Origin of the sequence: Nissabacter archeti (assembly GCF_018257325.1) — a bacterium.
Lineage (GTDB): Bacteria > Pseudomonadota > Gammaproteobacteria > Enterobacterales > Enterobacteriaceae > Chimaeribacter > Chimaeribacter arupi.
The window spans coordinates 1-23,353 of record NZ_JAERKB010000007.1; the positions used below are offsets into that span (position 1 = coordinate 1).

The following is a 23,353-nucleotide window of genomic DNA, read 5'->3' on the forward strand; positions in this document are numbered from 1 at the left end:
ATAAAGGTCAGGTCATCCTCGCCATACTGCATCACCTGCTCGCGGCGCGGGTACTCGTGGGAAAGGGTGAACACAAAATCCTGCCCGCGCATGTCATGGCGCTCGCGCAGAACTTTCTCCACAATCTGCGGCACCGACATATCCTGATAAATCGCGTTCTGGCGGCTGCGCGACAGCAGCGCCAGCCGGGGCTGCAACGCCAGCGCATACAGGCTCTCATCTTTCGAGGTGGCAAGCCGGGTAAAACGGGTCACCACGCCCTGCACTACCCGCACCGGCTGCATCAGGCGGATGCCGCTGCCCGGGTCAACCGGGGCCTGCAGGGTCAGGGTGGCGTCCTGCAGCAGAAAGGCGCCGGGGTCGAGGGCCTTATCGGTGCAGGTAAACGTGAGGGTGTAGCAGAAGGGCCGGCTCAGGGCCTCCTCCGCGGTCAGGCCCAGCATATCCAGCTCCGCGGTGCAGCCGCGCACACGCAGCAGATGGTGGCGGTGGTCAAAGAATATTGGGGGGGGAATTTTCATAAGGCTCCCTGTGTGCACCGGGGCAACACCCGTTGGTGCCATAGCGTGGTAAGCGTTGGAGAAAAAAACAACGCTCAGGAACATAGCATAGAAAAATAAGCTTATGAAATACAAAGATATTATTGGTTTAGGGGAAGGTATTGATGGGGGTGATGTTTTAAAGAGGGAGGTAAGATTAAAGGGCTGTATTTTTTAAAACTTATTACGTTGAAATATTAATGCATTCATAGAAAACGGCAGTGAAAGTCTCTGATTTTATGTGGGGAAAAACCTGAGTGATACATCCACCGCCGTTACTACATATGTTAATCAGGCACCATTTTCGGTTTCATATCTTGCTATCAACACGTTGCAGTTAATCGCCCCGCGACGCCGTCCACCAAATCCGCCCGCCGCGGCCGACGATCACCGCCGATAACACCAGCAGCAGCATCCCGCCGGTAAAAGTGGCGGTGATGGAGAAATGGTCGAGCAGCAGGCCGCCCAGCGCACCGCCCAGCATAATGGCAAGCTGGATACAGGCGACCATCAGCCCGCCGCCGCTTTCCGGTTCGTCACGCAGGGCGCGGGACAGCCAGGTAGACCAGCAGACCGGGATCGCGGCATTAATGCCGCCCCAGAGGATCATCATCACCGCCACGCCCGGCACAAAATGCCCCATCAGCAACAGGCCCGCGGTGGCCAGCGCCAGCAGCACCGGCAAACCGCGCAACAGCCGCAACAGGTGATCCCGCGCCAGTAACTGCCCGGCAATATAGGTGCCGGCGAATCCGGCAGCGCCCAGCCCCAGCAGCAGCAGGGAGAGCTGTTCCGGCGCGGCACCGGTTTCTGTTTCCAGGAAAGGCCGCAGGTAAGTGAACGAGGCAAACGCCCCGGCGAAGGTCAGCATAATCGCCAGCATCCCAAACCCGACATGGCGGCGTTTCAGCAGGCTGAATACCCGTGACAGCGGAATGCCGGCGCGCGGCGGCATCGCCGGCAGGCTGACCCACTGCCACAGAAGGTTCGCCACCACCATCGGCACCAGCCCCCAGAATACTGCGCGCCAGCCGATCACCGCCCCCAGATAGGCCCCGGCCGGGGCGGCGAATGCCGTCGCCACCGCATTGCCCATATAGATCATGCCCAGTGCTTTCGGCACCAGCGGTTCAGGCACCAGTTGCAACACCGTGGCGGTCGAGAGCGCCCAGAAACCGCCTACCGCCATCCCGAGAAAGGCGCGTGCCGCCATCAGCACCCCAAAACTGGGGGCCAGGGCGATCAGCACCAGCGAGGCCATCATCAGTAAGGTCATCAGCATCAGGATGTGGCGGCGATCAAACCGCCCGGCAAGCGGCGCGATCAGCAGACTGGTCAGCACGGCAAACAACCCGGATACCGAAATCGCCTGCCCGGCCATGCCCTGTGTGGCATGGAGATCCCGGGCAATCGGCGTCAGCAGGCTCACCGGCATAAATTCAGAGGCAATAAGCATGGCAACGCAGAGCGTCATCGCCCCGACGGCGCTCCACATCTGGCGCGGGCGCGTCGCCTCAGTGGTGACTGACATCGTCATCATTCTCCTGGAATAAACATCGCCGGACGCAGGCAAGCCGCGCCGGCCAACATAATGGATATAAGAGGCATAGTGTAGTCAGGGGTGACTCAGCAGAATATAGCGATAATTTGCTGGCAGTTATGAAGTAAACGCATGAATCGGGGCGTGTTATCGGTTTTATTCATAACAGTTATCACGATCCGGCCCTTCTCTGGCCCGTCGCTGCCCGATACCCTCCCTGTAAGGCTGCGCAGAACGTTCCCACGTTCAGCACCCGACTGCCCACCTTTTCCATGCTGAAACAGGAGATGCCTTGATGATGCGTTTTACCCCTGCCGCCGTGCCCCTGATGCTGGCCTTTGCCCTGCCTGCCCAGGCTGCGGAGGCCGAAGCGACCCAGATGCGCCTGACAAAAAGTGAAGACCGCGCCTCTGTCCCAGGGCCAGCGGCGAATTTTACTGGCCGTGTCTGGGTTGATCCGCTGTTCACTTCGCCGGTGCCGCCGCAGCGCGCCACCGGTGCGTATGTCACCTTTGAGCCGGGCGCGCGTTCGGCGTGGCATACCCACCCGCTCGGGCAAACGCTGGTCGTCACCTCCGGCACCGGCTGGGTGCAGGCATGGGGCGGTGAGAAAAAGACCCTTCGCGCGGGGGATGTGGTGCACTGCCCGCCGGGCGTGAAGCACTGGCACGGCGCGACAGACAAAACAGGCATGGTGCATCTGGCGATCCAGGAGGCAACGCCGGAAGGAGAGGCCGTGGCCTGGCTGGAAAAGGTGAGTGACGCACAGTACACCCAGTAACCCAGCGTGTGCTGAGGCCGTTAACCGGTGCGATGCCGGTTAATGTACAAGGCGTTACTGGTAGAAGCGCAACGCATTCAGCAGCAGGCTGAAGGCTTTTGAGGGCTGGCGGCGGCTCGGGTAATAGAGGTAATAGCCGTCCCAATAGGGGCACCAGTCCTCCAGCACGCTGACCAGTTCCCCGCGGGCAATGTAGGGTTCGGCGATGTCACGCGGCACATGCGCCAGCCCGAACCCCTCCAGCGCGGCAGACAGGTTCTGGTAAATCCGGCTGAACACCAGTTGGCCTTCCACTTTCACATTGACGCTTTTGCCGTCTTTTTCAAACTCCCAGACATACAGATTGCCGTGGGTAGGAAAGCGCAGATTAATGCAGGTATGTTGCAGCAGATCGTTAGGGTGTTCAGGCACCGGGTGCTGCGTGAAATAGCCGGGCGCGCCGACCACCGCAAAGCGGACATCCGGCCCGATTTTCACCGACACCATGCCGTTGGTAATTTGCTCGCCCAGCCGCGTACCGGCATCAAACCGGTTGGAGACAATATCGGTCAGCGCGTAGTCATCAATCAGCTCCAGATGGATCTCCGGGTAGTCGCGCAATAACCCCCGCACTTTCGGCCAGATCACGGTATTGATGGCGTAATCAGAGGTGGAGATGCGGATGGTGCCGGACGGCGTGCCGTTGAGATCCTTAAGCGACTGCAAGGTGTCCTGGATGCCGTCAATGTACGGCCCCAGATCGTTCAGCAGATGTTCACCGGCATCCGTCAGCGACACGCTGCGGGTGGTGCGGGTCAGCAACCGGATGCCCAACCGCGTTTCCAGGGTACGCAGGCTGTGGCTTAACGCCGACTGCGAGACCCCCAGTTGCGCGGCGGCCCGGGTAAAACTCTTCTCACGGGCGAGGGTGACAAAGGCCGTCAGATCGTTAAGGTTTTCCCGCGCCAATCGCGTCCTCCTGGGTGATAAGGGTTACCGGGAAAAAGGGCTTATTGACCACCGTATTGTTCATCGGTGACTTTTTCCAGCCACTCCACTGCCTTGCCGTCCTGCGCTTCCTGTAGCGCGATGTGGGTCAGGGCCGTGGTGGCCGAGGCACCGTGCCAGTGCTTCTCATGCGGCGGGATGCAGACCACATCCCCAGGGCGGATTTCGCGGGCCGGCTCGCCCCAGGTCTGCACATAGCCAAACCCGGCGGTGACAATCAGCGTCTGGCCCAGCGGGTGGGTGTGCCAGGCGGTACGCGCGCCGGGTTCAAAGGTGACGCTGCCGCCGCTGGTGCGCGCCGGTTCCTCAGCGGCAAACAGCGGGTCAACCCGCACGGTGCCGGTAAACCACTCTTCCGGCCCGGCATACGAGGCCTGGGAACCCGCCTGATAAATTTTCGTCATGATGAATCTCCTGTCAGCAGAATAAGCAGAGTGTTTAGCTGAACAAAAGCATAGGAAAAACACCGGCAAAGCGTAAGTGCCGGAAGAAGAATGGTGTCATGAGAAAATTTCATTAATCGGCGTGGATTACCGCTACCTGTTGCCGGGCCAGGGCGGCCTCCATCTCTGGTTCCAGCTCAGTATCCACCACTAACGTAGCGGCCAACGCGAGATCCCCGATGGCGAACGGGGAGGCGGAATTGATTTTTTCCTGTGAGGCCATCACCACCGTTTCGGCGGCCCGCCCGGAAAGCGCCCGTTTGATGCCCGCCTCCTCGTAGTTCCCGGTGGTGAACCCGGCCGTTTTGTGCACGCCGGTGACACCCATAAAGAACAGATCGGCATTTATCCGGCGGGTAGCCTCCAGCACAGATGCCCCCATCGTCACCACCGAATGTTTAAACAGCGTTCCGCCGATAAGGATCACCTCAACTGACGGGTGGCTGACCAGCCCGACGGCAATACTTGGGCTGTGGGTGACCACCGTAATGGCGAGATCCGGCGGCAGGAAAGTGATCATCTCTTCCGTGGTGGTACCGCCATCCATCAGCACCACCTGGCCCGGCTGAATCAGGCTGGCGGCCCTTTTCGCCACTGCACGTTTTGAGTTTATCTGCACGCTTTTTCTTACATCGAACGGTGCCAGGGCGGCAGACACCGGCAGCGCGCCGCCGTGCACCCGCTGCACCAGCCCTTCGGCTGCCAATTCCCTGAGATCACGGCGGATAGAGTCCTCAGACAGCCCAAATCGTTGGCTAAGTTCTGAGGAGAGCACCTGTTTTTCTTCGGCGAGAATCTGCAAAATCTGTTGTTTCCGTTGGCTGGCGAGCATCATTTATCCTTCACGAATTTTCTTGATATTGCACGATTGTGCATGATAGCGTGTTTTTTGTCACCCCTTATGAGGCCTGCACTATGGAAAAAGATTGTCAGCGCGTTCGTCACATCCGGGAAACCCTGTTATCTGACAACTGGTACACCCTGAAAACCTACACATTCGACTTTTTGCGCCGCGACGGCACCTGGCAGACGCAGAGCCGGGAAGCGTATGACCGCGGCAACGGCGCGGTGATCCTGTTATACAACAAGGCCCAACGCACTGTGGTGCTGACCCGGCAGTTCCGTTTTCCGGTGTATATCAACGGCCATTCCGGCTTTTTGATTGAGGCGGCGGCTGGGCTGCTGGATAACGCCTCGCCGGAAGCGCGGGTAATGGCGGAGGCGGAAGAGGAGACCGGTTTTCAAATCACAAAGGTCGAGAAAGTGTTCGAGGCCTATATGAGCCCCGGCTCCGTGACGGAAAAGCTCTACTTTTTCATCGGCGAATACACGGCGCGCCATCGCCGCGGGGAGGGCGGCGGCGTGATAGAGGAGGGCGAAGACATCGAGGTGCTGGAGTGGCCGTTTGAACGCGCCCTGAAGGCGATCGACACCGGCGACATCATGGATGCCAAAACCATCATGTTGCTTCACTACCTTGCAATTCATGCGAAGCTCTAGGAGATGATAATGAAAAGAATGATGATCCTGATTGCCGGCCCGGTCAGAAGCGGCACTGACGGTTCGCTCGCGCAGATTAACGAAAACCTGGCGAAACTGGCGCAGGCGGCGCTGGCGGTTTACCAACGCGGGCATACGCCGGTAATTGGCGAATGGCTGGCGCTGCCGCTGGCGCAGACGGCCGGGTCAAACCGGATTGGGGATGAGATCAGCGAAGCGTTCCTCTACCCGGTGGCGCACCGGTTGATCGGCCATTGTGATGCGATCCTGCGCCTCCCCGGCGCATCAGCGGGGGCAGATAAGGATGTGCGCCTCGGGCAATCACTGGGGCTGACCCTGTTTACCCGGATTGAGGAAATCCCGCAGTTCAGTGAGGGGTAAGCGGTCAACACGGCCCGGCTGGCGCTGGATACTGCTGGCATCATGCCGGGCGGATTTTATGGCTCATCCTTAAACACCATCCCGGCATACGGCGACTGACGGCAGGCCGCCAGTCGTTGGGCCAGGCTGCCGACATGGATTTCCAGTTTATGACCATCGGGGTCGAGGAAATAAAAGGACTCCCCTTCACTGCGGTTTTCTTTCCAGATGACTACCCCGGCAGTGCGCAGACGTTCAGTGAAAGGCGTGAAATCCTGTTCCGCTATCGTAAACGCGTAGTGGGTATAATCGCTGTTTCCCGCAGCGACCGGACGGCGGGCCGCATCATAAGAGAGACACAACCATAACGGACCGCAACTCAGGTAAGCGCCGTTCTCCCAGTGCGCCTGAATCTCCAGGCCTAACAGCCCGTGGTAAAAACGCATACTGGCAGCCAGATCTGAAACGGCCAGCGTAAGGTGGTTCAGCCCCTGAAGCACGGTTCCTCCTCTGACGCCACCCCGGCACCCATAATCCGGTTACGGCCGGCGCGTTTGGCCTGATAGAGCGCGGCATCGGCCGCCCGTTTCAGCTCATCGGCGCTGCCGCCGGGGTGGGCGGTGCTGACGCCGCCGCTCAGGGTGACGATTTTTTCCGGCAACGGGCTGGCGCTGTGCGGCAGGGCCGCCCGGCGCAGGGCCGCCAGTGCGCGTTTCGCCACCTGTCTGGCTTCATCGGCGCCGGTGCCCGGCAGGATCAGCGCGAACTCTTCGCCGCCGTAGCGGGTTACCCGGTCGGCACCGCGGCGCGGCAGGTGGTCGAGGATCTCCGCGACCTGCCTCAGGCATTCGTCACCGGCAACATGGCCAAAGGCATCGTTGTAGTTTTTGAAAAAGTCGATGTCCAGCATCACCAGCGACACCGGCAACCCGGACCCTTTCGCACGCAGCAGGCACTGCTCCAGATAAAAATCGAACTGGCGGCGGTTACCGATGCCGGTCAGGCCGTCCACCAGCGCCAGATCCTGCAAGGTATGGTTGACCCGCGTCAGCTCGTCACGCACTTCCAGCAGCTCACGCTGTTTACGCAAGGTGGTGTTGAACTGCCTCAACCCCAGCAGGCCCAGCACGATCACCAGCAACAGCAGCAGGCCGTTCAGGATGATGATCACCGCATTATTGCTGAACCAGGTGCGCTGTAAGGCATTACGGTCATAACCGGCCACCGCCACCAGTGGGTAGCGCTCCAGCCGGGCATAGCCCGTCAGGCGCGTTACGCCGTCCACCCGGTTTTTCCAGGTGCGGGTGCCGGTGAGCGCACTTTTCAGCAGGCGGGTAAACAGCGGGCTGTGCGCCAGGCTGCGGTTAATCACGCTGTCCGGGAAGGGGCGCATATAAAGGATGGTGCCGTCAGCGTGCAGCAGCCCGAGCAGATCGTTCGGCCCCTGCTCATACCAGCCATAAAAGTGGCGGAAAAAATCGACTCTCACCGTGCCCAGCACCACGCCGCGGAACGCCCCCTGCGCATCATTCAGGCGCAGGGATACCGGGATGATCAGCTCCCCGCTGGAGCGGCTGCGGATCACATGCCCGACGTGGATCAGCGCGTCGTTATGCTCACGGTGCCAGATAAAATATTCCCGGTCAGCATTATTGGCCCGCGGCGGCACGTGTTTCGCGGTCGTGGTGACCCAGCGCCCCTGCGCGTCATAGACGAACAGCCCATTCAGTTGCGGCAGTTTGCTCTTCTGCATGGCCAGCAGCCCGCCCGGCCCGGCAAAATGGGACGGCGCGGCAAACATCGCGTCTGCGTTGCGCGCCAGCTCCTCCAGGGTGAGTTCCACCTGTAAAAAGGTATCCTGCGCCTGCCGCGAGAGCGACAGCGACTGGTTTTTCGCGTCCTTCTCGGCATCCTGCACGGTGCCGTGCCAGGAGTGCCAGAGCGACCAGGTGCCGGTGAACAGCACCGCCGCGCTGATAATCATCAAACACGCGCGCATGATGCGTTCAGGGGACCGGTTACGGAATAGGGCCAACATTGTCTCCGGAAAGATAATTTGTGTTAAAGGAGGCGTATCCCCCCAGCATAACGCGTTCCGGCAAAAACCGTTACGCAGGCATCACCGGCCCGGCGCACATGCACAAAAAAGCGGCCACCTGACAGGGTGGCCGCGTTGTCACGCAGACAAGCTACCGATCCGGTTGCCGGTTACGCAGGCTGGGCCGACAACCGGAACTGCTCTACTGTCTGGGCGAGCTGTTGCGCCTGCGCCTCCAGCGAGCTGGCCGCGGCAGACATCTCCTGCACCAGGGCGGCGTTTTGCTGGGTGGTGCCGTCCATCTCGTTGACCGCCAGCGTCACCTGGCTGATGCCCTTGGCCTGTTCGTCCGAGGCGGTGGCGATCTCGTTGATAATGCTCTGCATGGACGTGACGGCCTGGGTCATCTCCTGCATGGTGTTGCCGGTATCGTGCACCAGTTGCACCCCGCTGCCGACGCGGCGGCCGGACTCTTCAATCAGCGCGGCGATCTCGGTGGCGGCGGTGGCGCTGCGTTGCGCCAGGTTGCGCACTTCAGAGGCCACCACGGCGAAGCCGCGCCCCTGTTCACCGGCCCGTGCGGCCTCCACCGCAGCGTTCAGCGCCAGGATATTGGTCTGGAACGCGATGCTGTTGATGATCGCCGTGATGTCGCCGATTTTCCGGGCGCTGTCATCAATCTGCGTCATCGTCTCCACCACCTGGTTCACCAGCAGCTCGCCGCGCCCGGCGATGCGGGTGGCGTTCTCCGTCAATACCGTGGCCTGGTGCGTGTTCGCGGCGTTATGTTTCACGGTGGCAGTGATCTGCTCCATGCTGGCGGCGGTCTCCTCCAGCGCGGCGGCCTGCTGTTCCGTGCGGGAGGCGAGATCCAGGTTGCCGCCGGCAATCTCGCCTGCGCCCTGGCGCACCGAGTCGCTGGCTTCTTTCAGCTGGCCGACAATACCGCGCAACTGCGCCTGCATGGTGTGCAGGGCAAAAAACAGGCTGCTGCGGTCACCGGCACTGACCGGGATGGCGTTATCCAACTTGCCTTCCGCAACCGCCAGCGCAATGGTGGCAGCCTGCAACGGCTCGCCGCCGATCGGCCGCAGCACTTTGCGGCTGAAAATTACCCCAAGCAGCGCGCTCACCAGCAGGATGCTCACCACCATCAGGATCACGGCATTGGTTAACTGCCGGTTGGCGGCCGCCATCACCTGGCTGACCGGCACCACCACGCCGAGGTACCACGGCTGGTCGCTGTTGCCGATGGTGACCGGTTGCCAGGTCACCATCACCTCTTCGTCCAGCCGCGCGTCATGTTGTTGCACGATGTCCGCGGTGAAGTTATCGGCCCGGCCGGGCCAGACTTTACCCGCTAACGTTTTATCCGGGTGGGAGACCACTTTGCCGCCATGCGAAAGCAGCATGGCGTAGCCGCTGCCTTCCCAGGGTTTTATCTGATCGACTTTTTTCTGCAACGACGCCAGCGAGATGTCGGAGGCGACCACCGCCCAGAGTTTGCCGTCACTGACGATCGGCGACGAAACGGAAGTCAGCAGCGTCGGCACACCGTTATAGGCGTAGGTGTAGGGTTCGGTGAGGGTATCTTTGCGGCTCTTTTGCGGCACCAGATAGTAGTCGCCCTGGCCGGGCGTGGCATAGGAGAGCAGCGGGTGCATCGCGTACTGGCCCGCCTGGTTTTTGTCGACAAACCAGGCGTAGCGGCCGTTCGGTGCCTGGCCGGGCAGGGCGGCGAACTCGGCGTCGCGCCCGTCGAAGGCATCCTGTTCGAAAATCACGGACATCGACAGGTAATCAGGGTTATCCCGCAGGGCGTATTCCGTCAGCTTATCGGCGGCGGCGCGCTCTTTTATCCCGGCGGCGGGCAGGGCGATCAGGCTCTGGCCCAGGTTGTGCGCCACATCCCTGGCATAGCTCAGCTCCTGCTGGATTTGCAGGGCGCTGGACTGGGCGATCTGTTGCAGGTACTGCCCGGCCAGCAATTTTTGCTCGCGGCCTGACTGCCAGCTCAGCACACCAATGGTGACCACAAACCCAAGGGTGATGGTTAACGCGCCCGTGAGCAGCATCTGTGTGCGGGTACTCATGGGGTGTTTCTGTCGTACTTTTCCGGCCATTATGGCACTCCCGGCGTTGCGCTATCACATAGGCGACATCCTGTACATAAACGTCCTGCTGGTAAGTTATCGGTGGGTTTTTGCCGAAACTTTAGCCAGCGGGAAAAAGAAGCCGGCGGGCTGAAAAAAGCCCCCGCCAAAGGGCAGGGGCATGGCCGGGGCGGAAAGCCGGGCGGGGCGGCTCTCAGGCTTTGCTCGCCCGGCCGCTGGGCACCCGCACATCATGGCGGCTGTGGAACAGCGGGTAGGCGATGCTGGTCACCACCAGGCTGATAATCCAGGAGATATCCACCCCTGGGATCAGGTTGGCATAGGGGCCGGTGAAAAAGGCGTTCTCCACAAACGGCACCTGCACCACAATCCCACCGAAATAGACCAGCAAGGCGCGGGTGTTGACCCGCCCGTAACGCCCGCCGTCCGCGCTGAAAATCGAGGGGATGTCATAGCGCTGTTTATTGATCAGGTAGAAATCGATCAGGTTAATCACGCTCCACGGGATAAGCACGGCGATCAACGCCAGGATCAGGTTCAGGAAAAAGGTGACGAAGTGCGCGGAAGCCGCCAGGGCCGTCAGCACCGAGCCTGCCAGCACCAGCGCGGAGAACAGCACCCGGACACGCGCATCCGGCGTCCAGTGCGGGCGGAACGTCTGAACGGCGGTAATCAGCGAGAGCACCGCGCCATACAGGTTCATGGAGTTATGGCAGATGATGTTGACCAAAAACAGCCCCATCAGCACCGGCCCGAGCCAGCCGGTCGCCTGCCGGACGGAGGCCATTGCATCGCTGCCGGGCACCAGGTTAACCGCCACCAGCCCGAACACAAACGCCAGGATAGTGCCGCAGCACGCCCCCAGATAGGTGCAGAGGAACGGCCGCGCAATGCCGGCGCTGGCCGGCAGGTAGCGTGAATAGTCAGAGGTGTAGGGCGAAAAGCTGATTTGCCACACCGCGCCGATGCAGAAGGTGGCAAACCAGCCGCCGGGGGTGACGCTGCCGCGCTGCCAGAAATCGGCCGGCAGCGGCTGGGTCAGCATCAGCAAAAGCCCGCCCAGCAGCGCCGCGCCCATCACCCAGGCACCTACCTTGTTGATATGGTGGATAAAGTGGTACCCCACCACGCCAATCAGCGTCGCGACCACTGCCCCGGTGAGCGTGGCGGCCGGGAGCGGCAACGCCGGGATGACATTGTTAATCACCCGCCCGGACAGGGAGATATTGGAGATAAAGAAGCCGAGGTAAATCACGGTGGCGAAGATAATCACCAGCAGCGAACCGTAACGGCCGAACTGCGCCCGGCTCTGTACCATTTGCGGAATGCCCACCTGCGGCCCCTGTGCCGACGTCAGGGCCAGGAAAATCCCGCCGAACAGGTGCCCGGCGATAATCGCCGTCAGCGCCGAGGCAATGCTGAGGTGGAACGTCTGGCTGGCCATCGCCCCGGTGACCACCGCAAGCGGTGCAATGTTGGTGCAGAACCAGAGCGTAAAGAGGCTGCGTGAGCGGCCGTGGCGCTCTGACGCCGGGACGTAATCAACAGACTTGTTTTCAATTAACCGATTCTGGTCGGGCTGGGCACTCATTCTAACCTCCGGGAAATCAGGATTTCAGCGTGTAAACAGCGGGTGTAAGGCGGTATTCCCTGAAAAAAGCCCACAGCCATCCTGACAACCGGCGAGGGTTGCCTTAACAGGTGATGACGTCAGAAACAGGCTGGCGGTGTCGTCCTGAAACGCATAACGCGGGCGGCGGGGGCGCGCCGCCCTGCGCACTGGGTCAGCGCATCACAAACGGGTCATCTATCGGCGCATCACTGGTGCGTAACCAGACGGTTTTGGTGGTGGTGTACTCCAGCGCCGCGTCCATGCCGCCTTCACGGCCAAAGCCCGATTTGCCGTAGCCGCCAAAGGGGGCCAGCGGGGAGACCGCCCGGTAGGTGTTGAGCCACACCACGCCGGTGCGCAGACGGCGCGTCACGCGGTGGGCGCGGGTCAGGTTCTGGGTAAACACCCCGGCCGCCAGCCCATACCCGGTGTCATTCGCCAGGCGCACCGCTTCGGCCTCATCACGGAAGGTCAGCACCGAGAGTACCGGGCCGAACAGTTCCTCCGTCACGCACACGGCCTGCGGCTGGGCCGAGCAGTCGAGGATGGTTGGCGGGTAGTAATAACCGGGGCGATCCAGGTCGTAATGGCCGGTGACCAGCCGCGCGCCCTGTTCCAGTGACTGCGTGACCCGCTGGTGGATGCGCGTTTTTTGCTGGGGGGTGCAGAGCGGGCCGAATTGGGTCTCCGGCTGCTGCGGGCAGCCAATCACAATGTTGCGCACCTTCTGCGTCAGCGCCTCGAGAAACGCGTCTTTGATGCTTTCTGCCACCAGCAGCCGGGAGCCGGCCACGCAGCTCTGGCCCGAGGCGGAGAAGATCGCCGCGACCTGCGCATTGGCGGCGCTCGCCAGGTCAGCATCCTCAAACACGATAAACGGTGATTTGCCGCCCAGCTCCAGCGAGGTGCGCGCCAGGTTTTCCGCACTGTTGCGGATGATGCTTTTTGCCGTTTCCGGGCCGCCGGTAAAGGCGATGTGGTCCACCAGCGGGTGGGTGGTCAGCACCGTGCCGCACGTCGCGGCGAAGCCGGTAATGATGTTACAGACGCCGGGCGGGAACCCGGCTTCGTCGATCAGGCGCGCAAACGCCAGCAGCGGGGCCGGGGCGGTTTCCGCGGCCTTGACCACCAGCGTGCAGCCGGCGGCGATCGCCGGGCCGATTTTCACGGCCGATAAAAACAGCTGGCTGTTCCAGGGGATGATCGCCGCGACCACGCCCACGGGTTCACGCGTGACCCAGGTTTCCATGTCCGGTTTGTCGATGCTGAGGGTGCGGCCCTCCATCTTGTCCGCCAGCCCGGCGTAATAGCGGTAATACTCCGCGACATACGCCACCTGGGCGCGGGTTTCCCGGATGATTTTGCCGGTGTCGAGCGTCTCCAGCCGCGCCAGTTCCCCGGCGTTCTGCTCCAGCAGATCCGCCAGCCGCAGCAGCAATTTGCCGCGCGCACCGGCGGTGAGGCCGCGCCAGCGTTCGTCATGGAAAGCGCGGTGCGCGGCGGCCACCGCCCGGTTGACGTCCTCTGCCTGCGCTTCGGCAATCTCCGCCCAGGGCTGCTCCGTGGCCGGGTTCAGCGAGGTGAAACAGGCGCTGCCCGCCTCAAAGCGGCCGTCGATATAGAGTTTGAACGATTCCATCAGGGTTCCTCAGTGAAATTCGGGCAGCACGCCGTGAATAAAACGCTCCAGTGACGCTTTTTTGCGGGCAAACGGCATCCCGCTGTCGATCCACAACGCGAACTCGTCATAGCCCAGTGCCTCATAATGTTTCAGGCGGGCGATCAGGTCATTGGCGGTGCCGATGGCGAGGTTGGTGCGCATGGCCTCGGCGGAGTAGTAACGGTTGGCCGCAATCTCCTCGTCGGTCAGCGGCTGGATCAGCCCCTGCGTGACCGGGCGCTCATTCTTGAACCAGGCACCGAAATAGTTGTAGAAGCGGTTAAATTCGGTGGCGGCCTGCTGCGCGTCGGCCTCATCCTCCGCCACATAGCCATGTTGCAGCAGCATGATTTTCAGCGGGGCAGGCGGTGGGAATGCCCGGCAGGCCTCTTTGAAGCAGGTCACCAGCCGGACAATCTCCTCCTCGCCCTGATGCAGCGGCGTCACCTGTACGTTGCAGTTATTTTTCACGGCAAACTCATGGCTGTTCGGGTCACGCGCTGCCACCCAGATCGGCGGTGCGGCGTCTTTGGCCGGTTGCGGCGCGGACGTGGTCGACGGGAATGACCAGAACTCCCCCTGGTGGGCGTAATCGCCCTGCCACAGCTTCTGCACCGCCGGGATCAGCTCACGCATCCGCTGGCCCGCCTCCCAGGCCGTCAGCCCCGGCATCAGGCGTTCATATTCGAAGCTGTACGCACCGCGTGCGATGCCCAGCTCCAGCCGCCCGCCGGTGATAAGGTCAGTCATCGCCGCTTCCCCGGCCAGCCGGATCGGGTGGTTGAACGGGGCGACCACGGTGCCGGTGCCCAGGCGAACCCTGGATGTCCGGTGGGCGATGTCCACCAGGTTGATAAACGGGTTGGGGGCGATGGTGAAATTCATGCCGTGGTGCTCACCCGTCCAGATAGCGTGCATACCGCCGCGATCCGCGATTTCACACAGCGTCATCATCTCGTTGTAGAGCGTTTCCTGCGGCTCATCGGGGGAAATTCTTTCCATATGAACGAATAAAGAGAGTTTCATGGTTGCGTCCTCACGGCGTTCAGCCGGCGAAATGTTTAAGGCTGCCGCGTTGTTCATCGCCGTAATAGATGGCGTAATTACCCACCGCATGTTCCCTGACAAAACGGTTCATCAGCGATTTCAGGGCGGAGTCGGCAATCGGCAAACCGGCCAGATTGCTCAGGGGATACCACTCGGCCTGGTGCAGCGGCGGCTGTGCCTCTGCGGCATCGGTCGGCAGGGCGCACAGGAACACGATGTGCTGGCGGTTTTTGGGGCGCTCGTCGTAAATCGAATAGACAAAGCCGGGGCTGGCGTTCAGAGACAGATCGCGGGTCAGTGCGGCCAGGGTGTCACTGACGCCCTGGCCGCCGACGGTGCGGGCGGGCAGGGCGTAGCCGCCATCCTGCTGTCTGACCATCACCGCCCGGCCGTTGGATTCAATCAGCGCGCTGACCACCACTTCCGGGTTGGTGATCAGGGATTCGGCGTTATGGAACGGGGTGAAATAGGCACCGCGGTAGTAACCCAGCCCGGCGGTGCCGCTGGAGCCGAACGCCCCGACTTCCCCGATCAAAATGGCGTGGTCACCGGCATCCACCACCTGATGCAGGCGGCAGTCAAACCAGGCGGAGCTGCCGTCAATCAGCGGCGCACCGGAAGCAGCCGGGTGCCAGTCGATCAGCGCGAAGCGATCCTCAATTTTCTGCGCAAAAATGTTTGAGGTCTCTTTCTGCTGCTCGGCGAGCACATTGATGGCGAAGTGGCCGCAGCCGGTAAACTGGGCAAAATTGGCCGAACGCTTGTCAATGCTGACCAGCAGCAACGGCGGCTCCAGCGACACCGAGGAGAAGGAATTGGCGGTAAAGCCAAGCGGTTGGCCGTGATCACCCGTGGTGGTCACGACGGTGACGCCGGTCATAAAAGCGCCGAAAGCGTCACGTAATTGTCTGCGTTTATCTGCGTCCATCTGTCACTCCTTCTCGTGTGGTCTGCCGGGCAACCGGTGCAGGGGCAGGGCGGAGAAACGCCAGAAGTTCCGCGTTGACCCGCTCTGCGTCTGTCAGGGTGACCATGTGCCGGGCGTTTTCAATAATCACCGCCCGCCCGTGGGGGGCGGCCTGGGCCATCTGCCGGGCCATTGCCGGGCTGGAGTTGGCATCCTGTTCGCCGGTCAGCACCAGTACCGGGCACTGGATCGCCTGCCAGCGGTCGGCGTAGAGCTGGTCGCCCCCGGCAAACGCCTGATAGGCGCAGGCGTAGCCTTGCCGGTCAACCCGGTGCAGCCAGTCGCCCACCTGGCGGCGCAGTGGCTGTTCGCCGGGCGCGTCACTGAACCAGCGCGCCAGCGGCGAGTCGATCTCTCCCTGCCCGGCGGCGAGTTCAGCGGCGCGCTGCACGACGGCGGCGCGGGCCGCGTCACTGCGGCGGAACACCCCGCTCATCACTACCGCGTGGCTCACCAGCGCCGGGCAGTCGATCGCCAGCCCGGCGGTGATCAGCGCGCCCATCGAGTGACCCGCCACGGCAAAACGCGCCTCCGGCTGGGTACGCAGGAACGCTGCCAGCCACGCGACGTACTCGTTCAGGGCGGCGGGGTGGCGGAAGCCCTCGCTTTCACCGTGCCCCGGCATGTCCACCGCCAGCACCCGGAAGTGGCGGCTCAGCGCCGCCATCTGCGGATACCAGGATTCCGCGTTCATCCCGACCCCGTGGATCAGCACCAGCGGCGCGCCCTGGCCCGCTTCCAGATAGCTGACCCGGAGGTTTATCTCAGACAGCTGCTGGGTTTTTCGGATCATGGCCTAACTCTTTCAGGTCAAGGTAACGGTTGCCGATACGGTGGTGTGGCCTGCCGCCCAGCGCTGCGCCCAACGCAATGACGATTTCGTCACTGAAAGGGGCATCATTGATGTTGAACTGGAACGTCAGGTAGTGTTCGCGGCTGCCCTCGTCGTTTTTGCCCATCATCGGGATCAGGATCGGGGAGTTGGCCGGGCCGCGGGTGTTGTTGAACGCCAGGTAACTTTTCCCCTCGACTGCCGAGCGGTAATGGTTGCCGAAGTGCAGGGTGTGGATCAGCGCCGAGGCGTGTTCCAGTTCGCCGTCCAGCCCCACCACGGCACTTTTGCCGAACGCCTGAACCTGCTCGCCCGACCCGGCCTCTTTGATGATCAACGCCGTCAGCAGCTCGCCAAGCACCGGGGCCATCTCGCGGATTTTTGGTGCCAGATCTTCAACGAAGCCTTGCCCGGCCCACGGATTTTTCACCACGGCTGCGGCCGCGATCATCACCAGCGGCTGGCCGGCTGCCTTGCCGCCGTCGGAATAGATCGTCTCAGTAGAAACCAGTGTCTTACGGATATCCGGATGCATGGAACAACCTCCAAAAGTAAATGAAATGTTAACTCTCTGTGGCGTGAGACGAGGTATAGCACCGGGCTTCGTTGTATGTCAAAAGTTGGTATACCATCATACGGAATACTTAAAATTTTCTGAAAAGGGCGGCATCTACAGCAGGCAAACCCCGGCAGCAGGCGGGTTTAACCCGCCAACGCTGTTTCAGAAATACCGGTTTACCGGACTAACAGGTGCAGGAGGGGAAAGGCGAAGAAAGCGGCAGTATGTAAAATAATTGTCGATATTTATCAGCGGGATATTTTACATGGTCGGGCTGGCTGGGTGGTGATAATTTGCGCATTCCGGCGAAATAACAGATTTGTGAACTGGCGCGGATTTCCGGCAGTTTCCCGTCAGGTGCCGGTAAAGACGCCATGCAGTTAATCGGATGGCATATGGCATACCAGGATTGCCAAAGCAGGCGAAACAGTGCTAATAGTTAACCAGCAGGCGGTCAGGACGAGGCGGACGCCCGCCCCTTATTGTTACGTATACGTTAAAAATTCCGCTCATCAAAGAGAAGCCCATGCTGCCAAACCATTCATTAAAAATAGAGAATACCCCGCAAACCCTGCGTGAACTGGCGCTGACCAAAGTGCGCCAGGCGATTATCGCCGGGTATTTTGAAGCGGGTGACCGGCTGGTGGAGCGGACACTCAGTGAAGAGCTGGGCGTCAGCCGCAGCGTGGTCCGGGAGGTGATCCGCTACCTGGAAGCCGAAGGGCTGATTGAGAACCTGCCGAAAAAGGGGCCGATAGTGGCGGTGCTGACCTGGCAGGTGGCGGAGCAGATTTACGCCATCCGGATGCTGCTGGAGCAGGAGGCGGCGCACGACTGCGCCCGGCTGGCGCAACCGCATGACAAACAGCGGCTGCACCAAAAACTGATGCAGATCGCCGAGGCCTCCAACGAGCATGATGACATCCGGCGGGTTGAGGCCTCCCAGGCGTTTTACGAAACCATTTTCCAGGTTGCCAACCACACCATCGCCTGGGAAATTGTGCAGCGGCTTAACAGCCGCATCAGCCGCCTGCGCGCCCTGACGCTGAAAAGCCATGAGCGCCGTGTCGCGGGCTTTGAGCGCATGTCACGCATCTATGATGCGATTGATAAAAATGACGCCGATCTGGCGCGCAACGAGGTGCTGGCCCACCTCACGGAAGCCGCTGAACTGGCGAAACGCATTTTAACTGAGCAGGAGTAACCCGATGTCCGCCTACTGGATTGCCCACGTCACTGTTCATGATCCCGCACAGTATCAGCACTATATGGCGCTGGCCCCCGACGCATTCCGCCAGTTTAACGCCCGCTTCCTGGCGCGGGGCGGCCAGGCTGAAACGCTGGAAGGGGCAGCCTTCATCAAACATGTGGTGATTGAATTTGACGATTACCCCACGGCGCTGGCCTGTTACCACTCAGAGGCGTACCAGCAGGCACGGGCCAGGCGCGCCGGCGTCGCTGACGCGATGATCACCATTGTGGATGGCCTCTGACCGCGCGCCCTGCGCGGAAACCGCCCTTTTCCGCGCCCACCTTTCGTGTTTCCCCCCCTCGCCCTGCCTTTTTTCCTGCCCTTTGCACAGGGGATCACTCTGATTTTTCTTATAGATACGCTATCGATTGCGGTAATCGTTTACACTGTTAGCGGCACGTTGCCGGTTTGTTTTCATCATTGTTGCTGTCATTTAATTTAATGTTACGGAGTTGTACATGAGTGAAATCACCAGTCTGACCGTTAAGATACCGATTGAGTTAAAAGAGAAGCTCAAAACAGAGGCAGAAGAGAAAAGCCTCAGCCTGAGCCAGTTAACGGCCGCCCTGCTGGACGAGGCGCTCAGCGGCACCGCACCGAGCGCTGATGAGGTGGACGGCACCGAATATCAGGACAACGTGGAAGAGACCATTGAGGCGGGCAGCGCCCCGGCGGAGAACACCTCTGCTGAGCCACCACTCTCTGCCAAAGAACTGCGGGGGCTGAGAAAGTTGCTCAGGAAGAAAAAATGACAGAACTGAAGACTTCAGGGAATGGCGCATCGGCCGAGGGTGTCAATGAAGCACTTGAGATGCTGCATTCCGGGCAACACCGCTATATCCGGCTCGACTGGAATATTGGCAGTGATGAATTTTTCCGGCTCGCCTCTGCCTGTGCAGATGCCGGCGCGGAAGTGAAGAAAGAAACCGGGGCATTCGTGATCGTGACGGAAGAGGCGTAAGCCGTGGCCTGCCGGGCCATGACGACCTTTTCTGTCGATGGGGCAGCCGCGCCGGTGTTGGCGCTTCTGCCCCTGTTTTTTTGCAGGGTACCGCATACCCTCAGCCGTGGGCATCACCCTTCCCGCACCCGCTGATAAACCCAGTCATCATAGGTCTGCCCCCGCAGGGTGTAGCTGGCTTTCAGCACCGCCACACGCCGGAACCCATTTTTCTCCAGTACCCTGGCCGAGGCCGCGTTTTCCGCCACGATCACCGCTTTCAGGGTGCGGATGCCCACTTGCCGGAAGGCAAAGTCACACACTGCCTGCAATGCCTCACCGGCAATGCCGCGCCCCTGGGCAGCCACTGCGACCGTATACCCGACTTCCGCGACGTGCGGCCCCTCATCACCGTGGCGTAATCCAATATTCCCCAGCGGCGTGTCACTGCCGTGCGCCCGGATAATAAAATCCAGCGGGTGCGGCGCGCCCGGTGCCCAGGGCTGCAAACGTTGTTCAAATAACGCCCGTGTTTCCGCCTCCGGAATAATCTCTGCCATATAACGCATGATCGCGCTGTCCTGCCGCAGTTGCAGGAAAAAAGGCCAGTCATGTTCAGCCAGCCGGGTCAGGGTAAAACGGGGTGTCAGCAACGTGTCCATGCGCAGCGTTCCATGGTCTGAAGGGGTTCCCACCCTAACCGGTTTGCCCGCCCGGCTCAATTTCCCCCGGCAAAGTGGCCCACTGAAATCCCTGCAAAGTGGCTCTGACGCTGTGCCGTCAGGCGCGCCAGAATGGCAGGAAGGCACAGGATATTTTCATTTACGGCGTGGGGAACGGTATGGCGGATAACGCAGCAAGGGTGGCGCAGGGGTGGCTGTATGGGTTTATCGGAATGCTGATCTTCAGCGGGTCGCTGCCGGCCACCCGGCTGGCGGTGCTGGCGTTTGACCCGCTGTTCCTGACGGCCGCCAGGGCGGTGATTGCCGCACTGCTGGCCGGCCCGGCGTTGCTGCTGTTGCGCCAGCGCGCGCCGCAGCGGGCGCAATGGCTGCCGCTGGCCACGGTCGCCGCCGGGGTGGTGGTGGGGTTTCCGCTGCTGACGGCATTGGCACTGCAACACACCACCTCGGCCCATTCACTGGTCTACATCGGCCTGCTGCCGCTGGCCACTGCCCTGTTTGGCGTGCTGCGCGGCGGTGAGCGGCCGCGCCCGGCGTTCTGGCTCTTCTCCGCGCTGGGGGCGGCGCTGGTGACGGGCTTTGCGCTGCGTCAGGGCGTGGGCGGGCTGTCATCAGGGGATCTGCTGATGGTGGCGGCGATAGTGCTGTGCGGCCTGGGCTACGCCGAAGGGGCGGTGTTGTCGCGCACGCTCGGCGGCTGGCAGGTGATCTCCTGGGCGCTGGTGTTCGCCCTGCCGTTTGCCTTATTGCTGATGCTGGTGACCGTGCCCGCCGGCTGGCCCCCGGCGCGGGGTGAAGCCTGGGCAGCGCTGGGTTATGTGTCGCTGTTCAGCATGTGGATAGGCTTTATTTTCTGGTATCGCGGGCTGGCGCAGGGCGGGATTGCCGCCGTTGGCCAGTTGCAGTTGCTGCAACCCTTCTTCGGGCTGGCGCTGGCCGGGTGGTTGCTGCACGAGGCGGTTGAACCGGCGATGATCGCGGTAATGGCCGGGGTGATGGCCTGCGTGCTCACTGCCAGACGCTGCTCACACTGACGGTTTGTTCCGTGTCGCGAGCAATATGCGGTTCAGTGTGCGGGCGGCGGCGTCCACCTGCTCACGCGAATACCCGCCCAGCCCGAGCAGCAGCCCACTGCGGCCGCGGCCGTCAGCGTACATCGGCGAGATGGCGCGCACCGCCACCCCGGCCGCCAGCGCCCGCGGCAGCACCTCGCGGTCATCGCTTTCCCGCAGCCACAGCACCCGGTGCATACCCTGATCGCAGGGCTGGAGCCAGGCCAGCGCCGGGTCAATCTGTTCCGCCACCGCGCGGTTCAGGTCATGATGCTTCTCCGCATACAGCGTGCGTAAACGGCGGATATGGCGCGCCAGATGCCCCTCTGCCATAAACGCCGCCAGCAGCGTCTGGTCCGCCCCCGGCGGGTGCCGGTCCATCAGCAGCCGTGCGCCGCAAAAGGCATCAATCAGCGCATCCGGCACCACGGCATACCCAAGGCGCAGCGAGGGGAACAGGATTTTGCTGAAGGTGCCGAGGTAAATCACCTGTGACGGCGCAAGCCCCTGCAACGCGGGGAACGGGTGGCCGGTGTAGCGGAATTCGCTGTCGTAATCATCTTCCACAATCCACGCCTGTTGCGCCCTGGCCCAGCTAATCAGGGCGTTGCGGCGCGACATGCTCATCGGCATACCCAGCGGATACTGGTGTGACGGTGTCACGAATGCTGCCCGTGCATGTGGGGCGAGCGCCTGACCGGCCTGTACATCCAGCCCTTCGGCATCCACCGGCACGCGGACCATCCGGCGGTCACGGCAGGCGCTCTCAAACAGGGCGGTGATGCCTGGGTAACCCGGATCCTCCACCCAGGCCGCGTCACCGGCGTCCAGCAGTATCTGGGCAGACAGCGCCAGCCCTTGCTGGATCCCGGCGGTGATGATCACCTGTTCCGGCGAGCACTGAACCGACCGGGAGGTGCGCACGTACTCCGCCACCGCCTGACGCAATGGCCACGCGCCATGCGGGGCAGCATAACCGGCGGGCGCGCCCGCGCCCCGGCTGCGCAGGCGGTTGCCCAGTGTGCGCCAGACCTCATCCGGCGCGGCGGCCCCGACCGGCTCAGAGACGGCAAACGGCGCAGCGGGCAGGGTGACGATGCGTCCGGCGGCCTGGGCAAAGGCGTGCGCCTGGGCAGACAGGGGCGGGGCGGCGCAAGGCGGAACACAGGCGGGCGGCGGCGCGGCCTGCTGAAGCGGGGTGACGCAGGTGCCTGAGCCACGGCGCGACACCAGAAACCCCTCCGCCACCAGTTGCTCATACGCCTCGGTGACGGTGCCGCGCGCCAGTTGCAGCGCCTGCGCCAGCCTGCGTGTGGAGGGCAGCATCTCGCCGGGTTGCAGGCTGCCGTTGTGGATGGCCTGCCGCAGGGCCTGCGTTAACTGGCGGCTGAGTTGCCCGGCCTGCCGATCCAGCGCGCCCAGCGCCGGCACCTCGCTCCGTGTTGCTTTTCTGGTCACCCGCCGTGCTCCCTCCGTGCTCTGGTCAGGTATCGTAGCCGATCCGGCGGCTGTTACCGAGAGTTAACCTGCTGATAACCTGCTTATTGGGCGAAACCGCCGGGCGGTGATGTGGCTTTTTCACCTGGTTTTCCATCGCACAACGAAACAATTATCAGGCTAGGAATAATAGTAGGGTGACGGGCAAGACACCGTGGAGAGTACTATGAATTCCGTTATTGACACCCTGACCCGCCATCGCAGTGAAAGAAGTTTCCTCGACACTGCCATTTCTGACGAGATCCTGGATGCGATTATTGCGTCCGCATACCGTGCACCGACCTCGGTGAACTCCCAGCAGGTGTCGGTGATTGTGACGCGTGACAGCGCCCGCCGCCGCCAGATTGCCGGGATCGCCGGTGGCCAGCCGTGGATTGCCCAGGCGCCGGTGTTTCTCACCTTTGTGCTGGATATGCATAAAAGTGAACAGGCGATTGCCATGAACGGCGAGACGCAGATCGCCCACCAGAGCATCGAGAGCCTGGTCTCCGGCTGCACTGACATCGGTATTGCGCTGGCCTCCGCGATGACGGCCGCCCGCTCCGCGGGGCTGGGCGTGGTGCCGATTGGCGGTATCCGCCGCAGCCCGGACGAGATGATTGACCTGCTGGCGCTGCCGTCCCTGACCTTCCCGGTGGTCGGCCTGGCGCTGGGCTACGTCGATGAACCGGCGCACCAGAAGCCACGCCTGCCGATGGAGACCTTCCGCCATGAAGAGACCTATCAGAAAGAGGGTATGCCGGCACTGATCGCCCGTTATAACCAGGAAATCCAGCAGCATTGGGCAACCATTGGCCGCACAGACGGCGACAGCTGGAGTGAGAGCGTGGGTGGGTATTATAAACATATCTATTTCCCGAACGTGCTGCCGGCTGTGATCAAACAGGGCTTCGGCACCGAGAAATAAGCGTAGCGCGGCAGAAGGGCGACCTTTTGCCGCGATTTCTTTC

At 61.8% G+C, this 23,353-nt stretch carries 25 protein-coding genes; 9 read left to right on the plus strand and 16 right to left on the minus strand.

Annotation, left to right across the window (positions count from 1 at the left end; genetic code table 11):
* Both vgrG and JK232_RS10285 read right to left on the minus strand, forming a co-directional pair.
* Positions 1-521 (minus strand): type VI secretion system tip protein VgrG (gene vgrG / locus JK232_RS10280; protein WP_212589130.1); only part of this gene is annotated, 521 nt, incomplete at its 3' end.
* 355 nt (positions 522-876) lie between these two features.
* The gene (locus tag JK232_RS10285) at positions 877-2,070 is read right to left on the minus strand and encodes an MFS transporter (protein WP_212589131.1); all 1,194 of its coding nucleotides are present in this window, start codon (positions 2,068-2,070) and stop codon (positions 877-879) included.
* A gap of 304 nt (positions 2,071-2,374) precedes the next feature.
* Between JK232_RS10285 and JK232_RS10290 the strand changes: the two genes are divergently transcribed.
* Positions 2,375-2,860, plus strand: a complete 486-nt coding sequence (locus JK232_RS10290; protein ID WP_101858415.1) for a (R)-mandelonitrile lyase — start codon at positions 2,375-2,377, stop codon at positions 2,858-2,860.
* Between the two features lie 54 nt (positions 2,861-2,914).
* Here JK232_RS10290 and JK232_RS10295 read toward each other — a convergent pair whose 3' ends face one another.
* From JK232_RS10295 to JK232_RS10305, 3 genes are all read right to left on the minus strand, one after another.
* Positions 2,915-3,808, minus strand: coding sequence for a LysR family transcriptional regulator (locus tag JK232_RS10295; RefSeq protein ID WP_101829118.1), 894 nt, complete (start codon positions 3,806-3,808; stop codon positions 2,915-2,917).
* Positions 3,809-3,849: 41 nt separating this feature from the next.
* Positions 3,850-4,251: a (R)-mandelonitrile lyase gene (locus JK232_RS10300; protein WP_072929547.1), complete on the minus strand. Its 402-nt coding sequence runs from the start codon at positions 4,249-4,251 to the stop codon at positions 3,850-3,852.
* Positions 4,252-4,363: 112 nt separating this feature from the next.
* On the minus strand, positions 4,364-5,122 hold the full coding sequence (locus tag JK232_RS10305) for a DeoR/GlpR family DNA-binding transcription regulator (protein WP_072929549.1): 759 nt from the start codon (positions 5,120-5,122) through the stop codon (positions 4,364-4,366).
* Between the two features lie 83 nt (positions 5,123-5,205).
* Here JK232_RS10305 and JK232_RS10310 point away from each other — a divergent pair, with 83 nt between their 5' ends.
* Together JK232_RS10310 and JK232_RS10315 are read left to right on the plus strand one after the other, a co-directional pair.
* A complete protein-coding gene (locus JK232_RS10310; RefSeq protein ID WP_101829140.1) occupies positions 5,206-5,790 on the plus strand; it encodes an NUDIX hydrolase in 585 nt (194 codons plus the stop codon).
* A 9-nt stretch (positions 5,791-5,799) separates the two neighbouring features.
* Positions 5,800-6,171 (plus strand): NUDIX hydrolase, encoded by a 372-nt coding sequence (locus JK232_RS10315; RefSeq protein ID WP_101836044.1) that lies wholly within the window; start codon positions 5,800-5,802, stop codon positions 6,169-6,171.
* A 56-nt stretch (positions 6,172-6,227) separates the two neighbouring features.
* Here the strand turns inward: JK232_RS10315 and fos are convergent, their stop codons facing one another.
* The 9 genes from fos to JK232_RS10360 form a co-directional block, all read right to left on the minus strand.
* Positions 6,228-6,650, minus strand: coding sequence for a fosfomycin resistance glutathione transferase (gene fos, locus JK232_RS10320; protein ID WP_101829120.1), 423 nt, complete (start codon positions 6,648-6,650; stop codon positions 6,228-6,230).
* A complete protein-coding gene (locus tag JK232_RS10325) occupies positions 6,635-8,134 on the minus strand; it encodes a GGDEF domain-containing protein (RefSeq protein WP_241522430.1) in 1,500 nt (499 codons plus the stop codon). The genes fos and JK232_RS10325 overlap by 16 nt, the downstream gene beginning before the upstream one ends.
* Before the next feature lie 224 nt (positions 8,135-8,358).
* Positions 8,359-10,281 (minus strand): methyl-accepting chemotaxis protein, encoded by a 1,923-nt coding sequence (locus JK232_RS10330; protein ID WP_394853988.1) that lies wholly within the window; start codon positions 10,279-10,281, stop codon positions 8,359-8,361.
* A 214-nt stretch (positions 10,282-10,495) separates the two neighbouring features.
* Positions 10,496-11,893, minus strand: a complete 1,398-nt coding sequence (locus JK232_RS10335; protein ID WP_072929565.1) for a purine-cytosine permease family protein — start codon at positions 11,891-11,893, stop codon at positions 10,496-10,498.
* Positions 11,894-12,086: 193 nt separating this feature from the next.
* Positions 12,087-13,553: an aldehyde dehydrogenase gene (locus JK232_RS10340; protein ID WP_212589132.1), complete on the minus strand. Its 1,467-nt coding sequence runs from the start codon at positions 13,551-13,553 to the stop codon at positions 12,087-12,089.
* Positions 13,554-13,562: 9 nt separating this feature from the next.
* Positions 13,563-14,600, minus strand: a complete 1,038-nt coding sequence (locus tag JK232_RS10345) for an LLM class flavin-dependent oxidoreductase (RefSeq protein WP_072929661.1) — start codon at positions 14,598-14,600, stop codon at positions 13,563-13,565.
* A gap of 19 nt (positions 14,601-14,619) precedes the next feature.
* Positions 14,620-15,549, minus strand: coding sequence for a flavin reductase (locus JK232_RS10350; RefSeq protein WP_101829124.1), 930 nt, complete (start codon positions 15,547-15,549; stop codon positions 14,620-14,622).
* The gene (locus tag JK232_RS10355) at positions 15,536-16,381 is read right to left on the minus strand and encodes an alpha/beta fold hydrolase (protein ID WP_101855198.1); all 846 of its coding nucleotides are present in this window, start codon (positions 16,379-16,381) and stop codon (positions 15,536-15,538) included. Before JK232_RS10355 ends, JK232_RS10350 begins: the two co-directional genes overlap by 14 nt.
* Positions 16,353-16,955 carry an amino acid synthesis family protein gene (locus tag JK232_RS10360; protein ID WP_101829126.1) on the minus strand — a complete coding sequence of 201 codons (603 nt, stop codon included), beginning with the start codon at positions 16,953-16,955 and terminating at the stop codon, positions 16,353-16,355. The genes JK232_RS10355 and JK232_RS10360 overlap by 29 nt, the downstream gene beginning before the upstream one ends.
* Positions 16,956-17,505: 550 nt before the next feature.
* Between JK232_RS10360 and JK232_RS10365 the strand changes: the two genes are divergently transcribed.
* The 4 genes from JK232_RS10365 (at position 17,506) to JK232_RS10380 (ending at position 19,192) form a co-directional block, all read left to right on the plus strand.
* A complete protein-coding gene (locus JK232_RS10365; protein ID WP_212589133.1) occupies positions 17,506-18,183 on the plus strand; it encodes a GntR family transcriptional regulator in 678 nt (225 codons plus the stop codon).
* Positions 18,184-18,187: 4 nt separating this feature from the next.
* Positions 18,188-18,472 carry a DUF1330 domain-containing protein gene (locus JK232_RS10370; RefSeq protein WP_212589134.1) on the plus strand — a complete coding sequence of 95 codons (285 nt, stop codon included), beginning with the start codon at positions 18,188-18,190 and terminating at the stop codon, positions 18,470-18,472.
* A gap of 217 nt (positions 18,473-18,689) precedes the next feature.
* Positions 18,690-18,983 (plus strand): hypothetical protein, encoded by a 294-nt coding sequence (locus JK232_RS10375; protein ID WP_072929590.1) that lies wholly within the window; start codon positions 18,690-18,692, stop codon positions 18,981-18,983.
* A complete protein-coding gene (locus JK232_RS10380) occupies positions 18,980-19,192 on the plus strand; it encodes a hypothetical protein (protein ID WP_072929592.1) in 213 nt (70 codons plus the stop codon). The genes JK232_RS10375 and JK232_RS10380 overlap by 4 nt, the downstream gene beginning before the upstream one ends.
* A 113-nt stretch (positions 19,193-19,305) precedes the next feature.
* On the opposite strand, the gene JK232_RS10385 is transcribed toward JK232_RS10380, so the two are convergent.
* Positions 19,306-19,833 (minus strand): GNAT family N-acetyltransferase, encoded by a 528-nt coding sequence (locus JK232_RS10385; protein WP_212589135.1) that lies wholly within the window; start codon positions 19,831-19,833, stop codon positions 19,306-19,308.
* A gap of 179 nt (positions 19,834-20,012) precedes the next feature.
* Between JK232_RS10385 and JK232_RS10390 the strand changes: the two genes are divergently transcribed.
* Entirely contained in the window at positions 20,013-20,888 is an 876-nt protein-coding gene (locus JK232_RS10390) for a DMT family transporter (protein WP_212589136.1), read from the plus strand.
* On the opposite strand, the gene pdxR is transcribed toward JK232_RS10390, so the two are convergent.
* Positions 20,880-22,364, minus strand: a complete 1,485-nt coding sequence (gene pdxR, locus JK232_RS10395) for a MocR-like pyridoxine biosynthesis transcription factor PdxR (protein ID WP_212589137.1) — start codon at positions 22,362-22,364, stop codon at positions 20,880-20,882. The genes JK232_RS10390 and pdxR overlap by 9 nt on opposite strands.
* 205 nt (positions 22,365-22,569) lie before the next feature.
* Here pdxR and JK232_RS10400 point away from each other — a divergent pair, with 205 nt between their 5' ends.
* Positions 22,570-23,310, plus strand: a complete 741-nt coding sequence (locus tag JK232_RS10400) for an NADPH-dependent oxidoreductase (protein WP_072929133.1) — start codon at positions 22,570-22,572, stop codon at positions 23,308-23,310.
* Positions 23,311-23,353 lie beyond the last annotated feature (43 nt).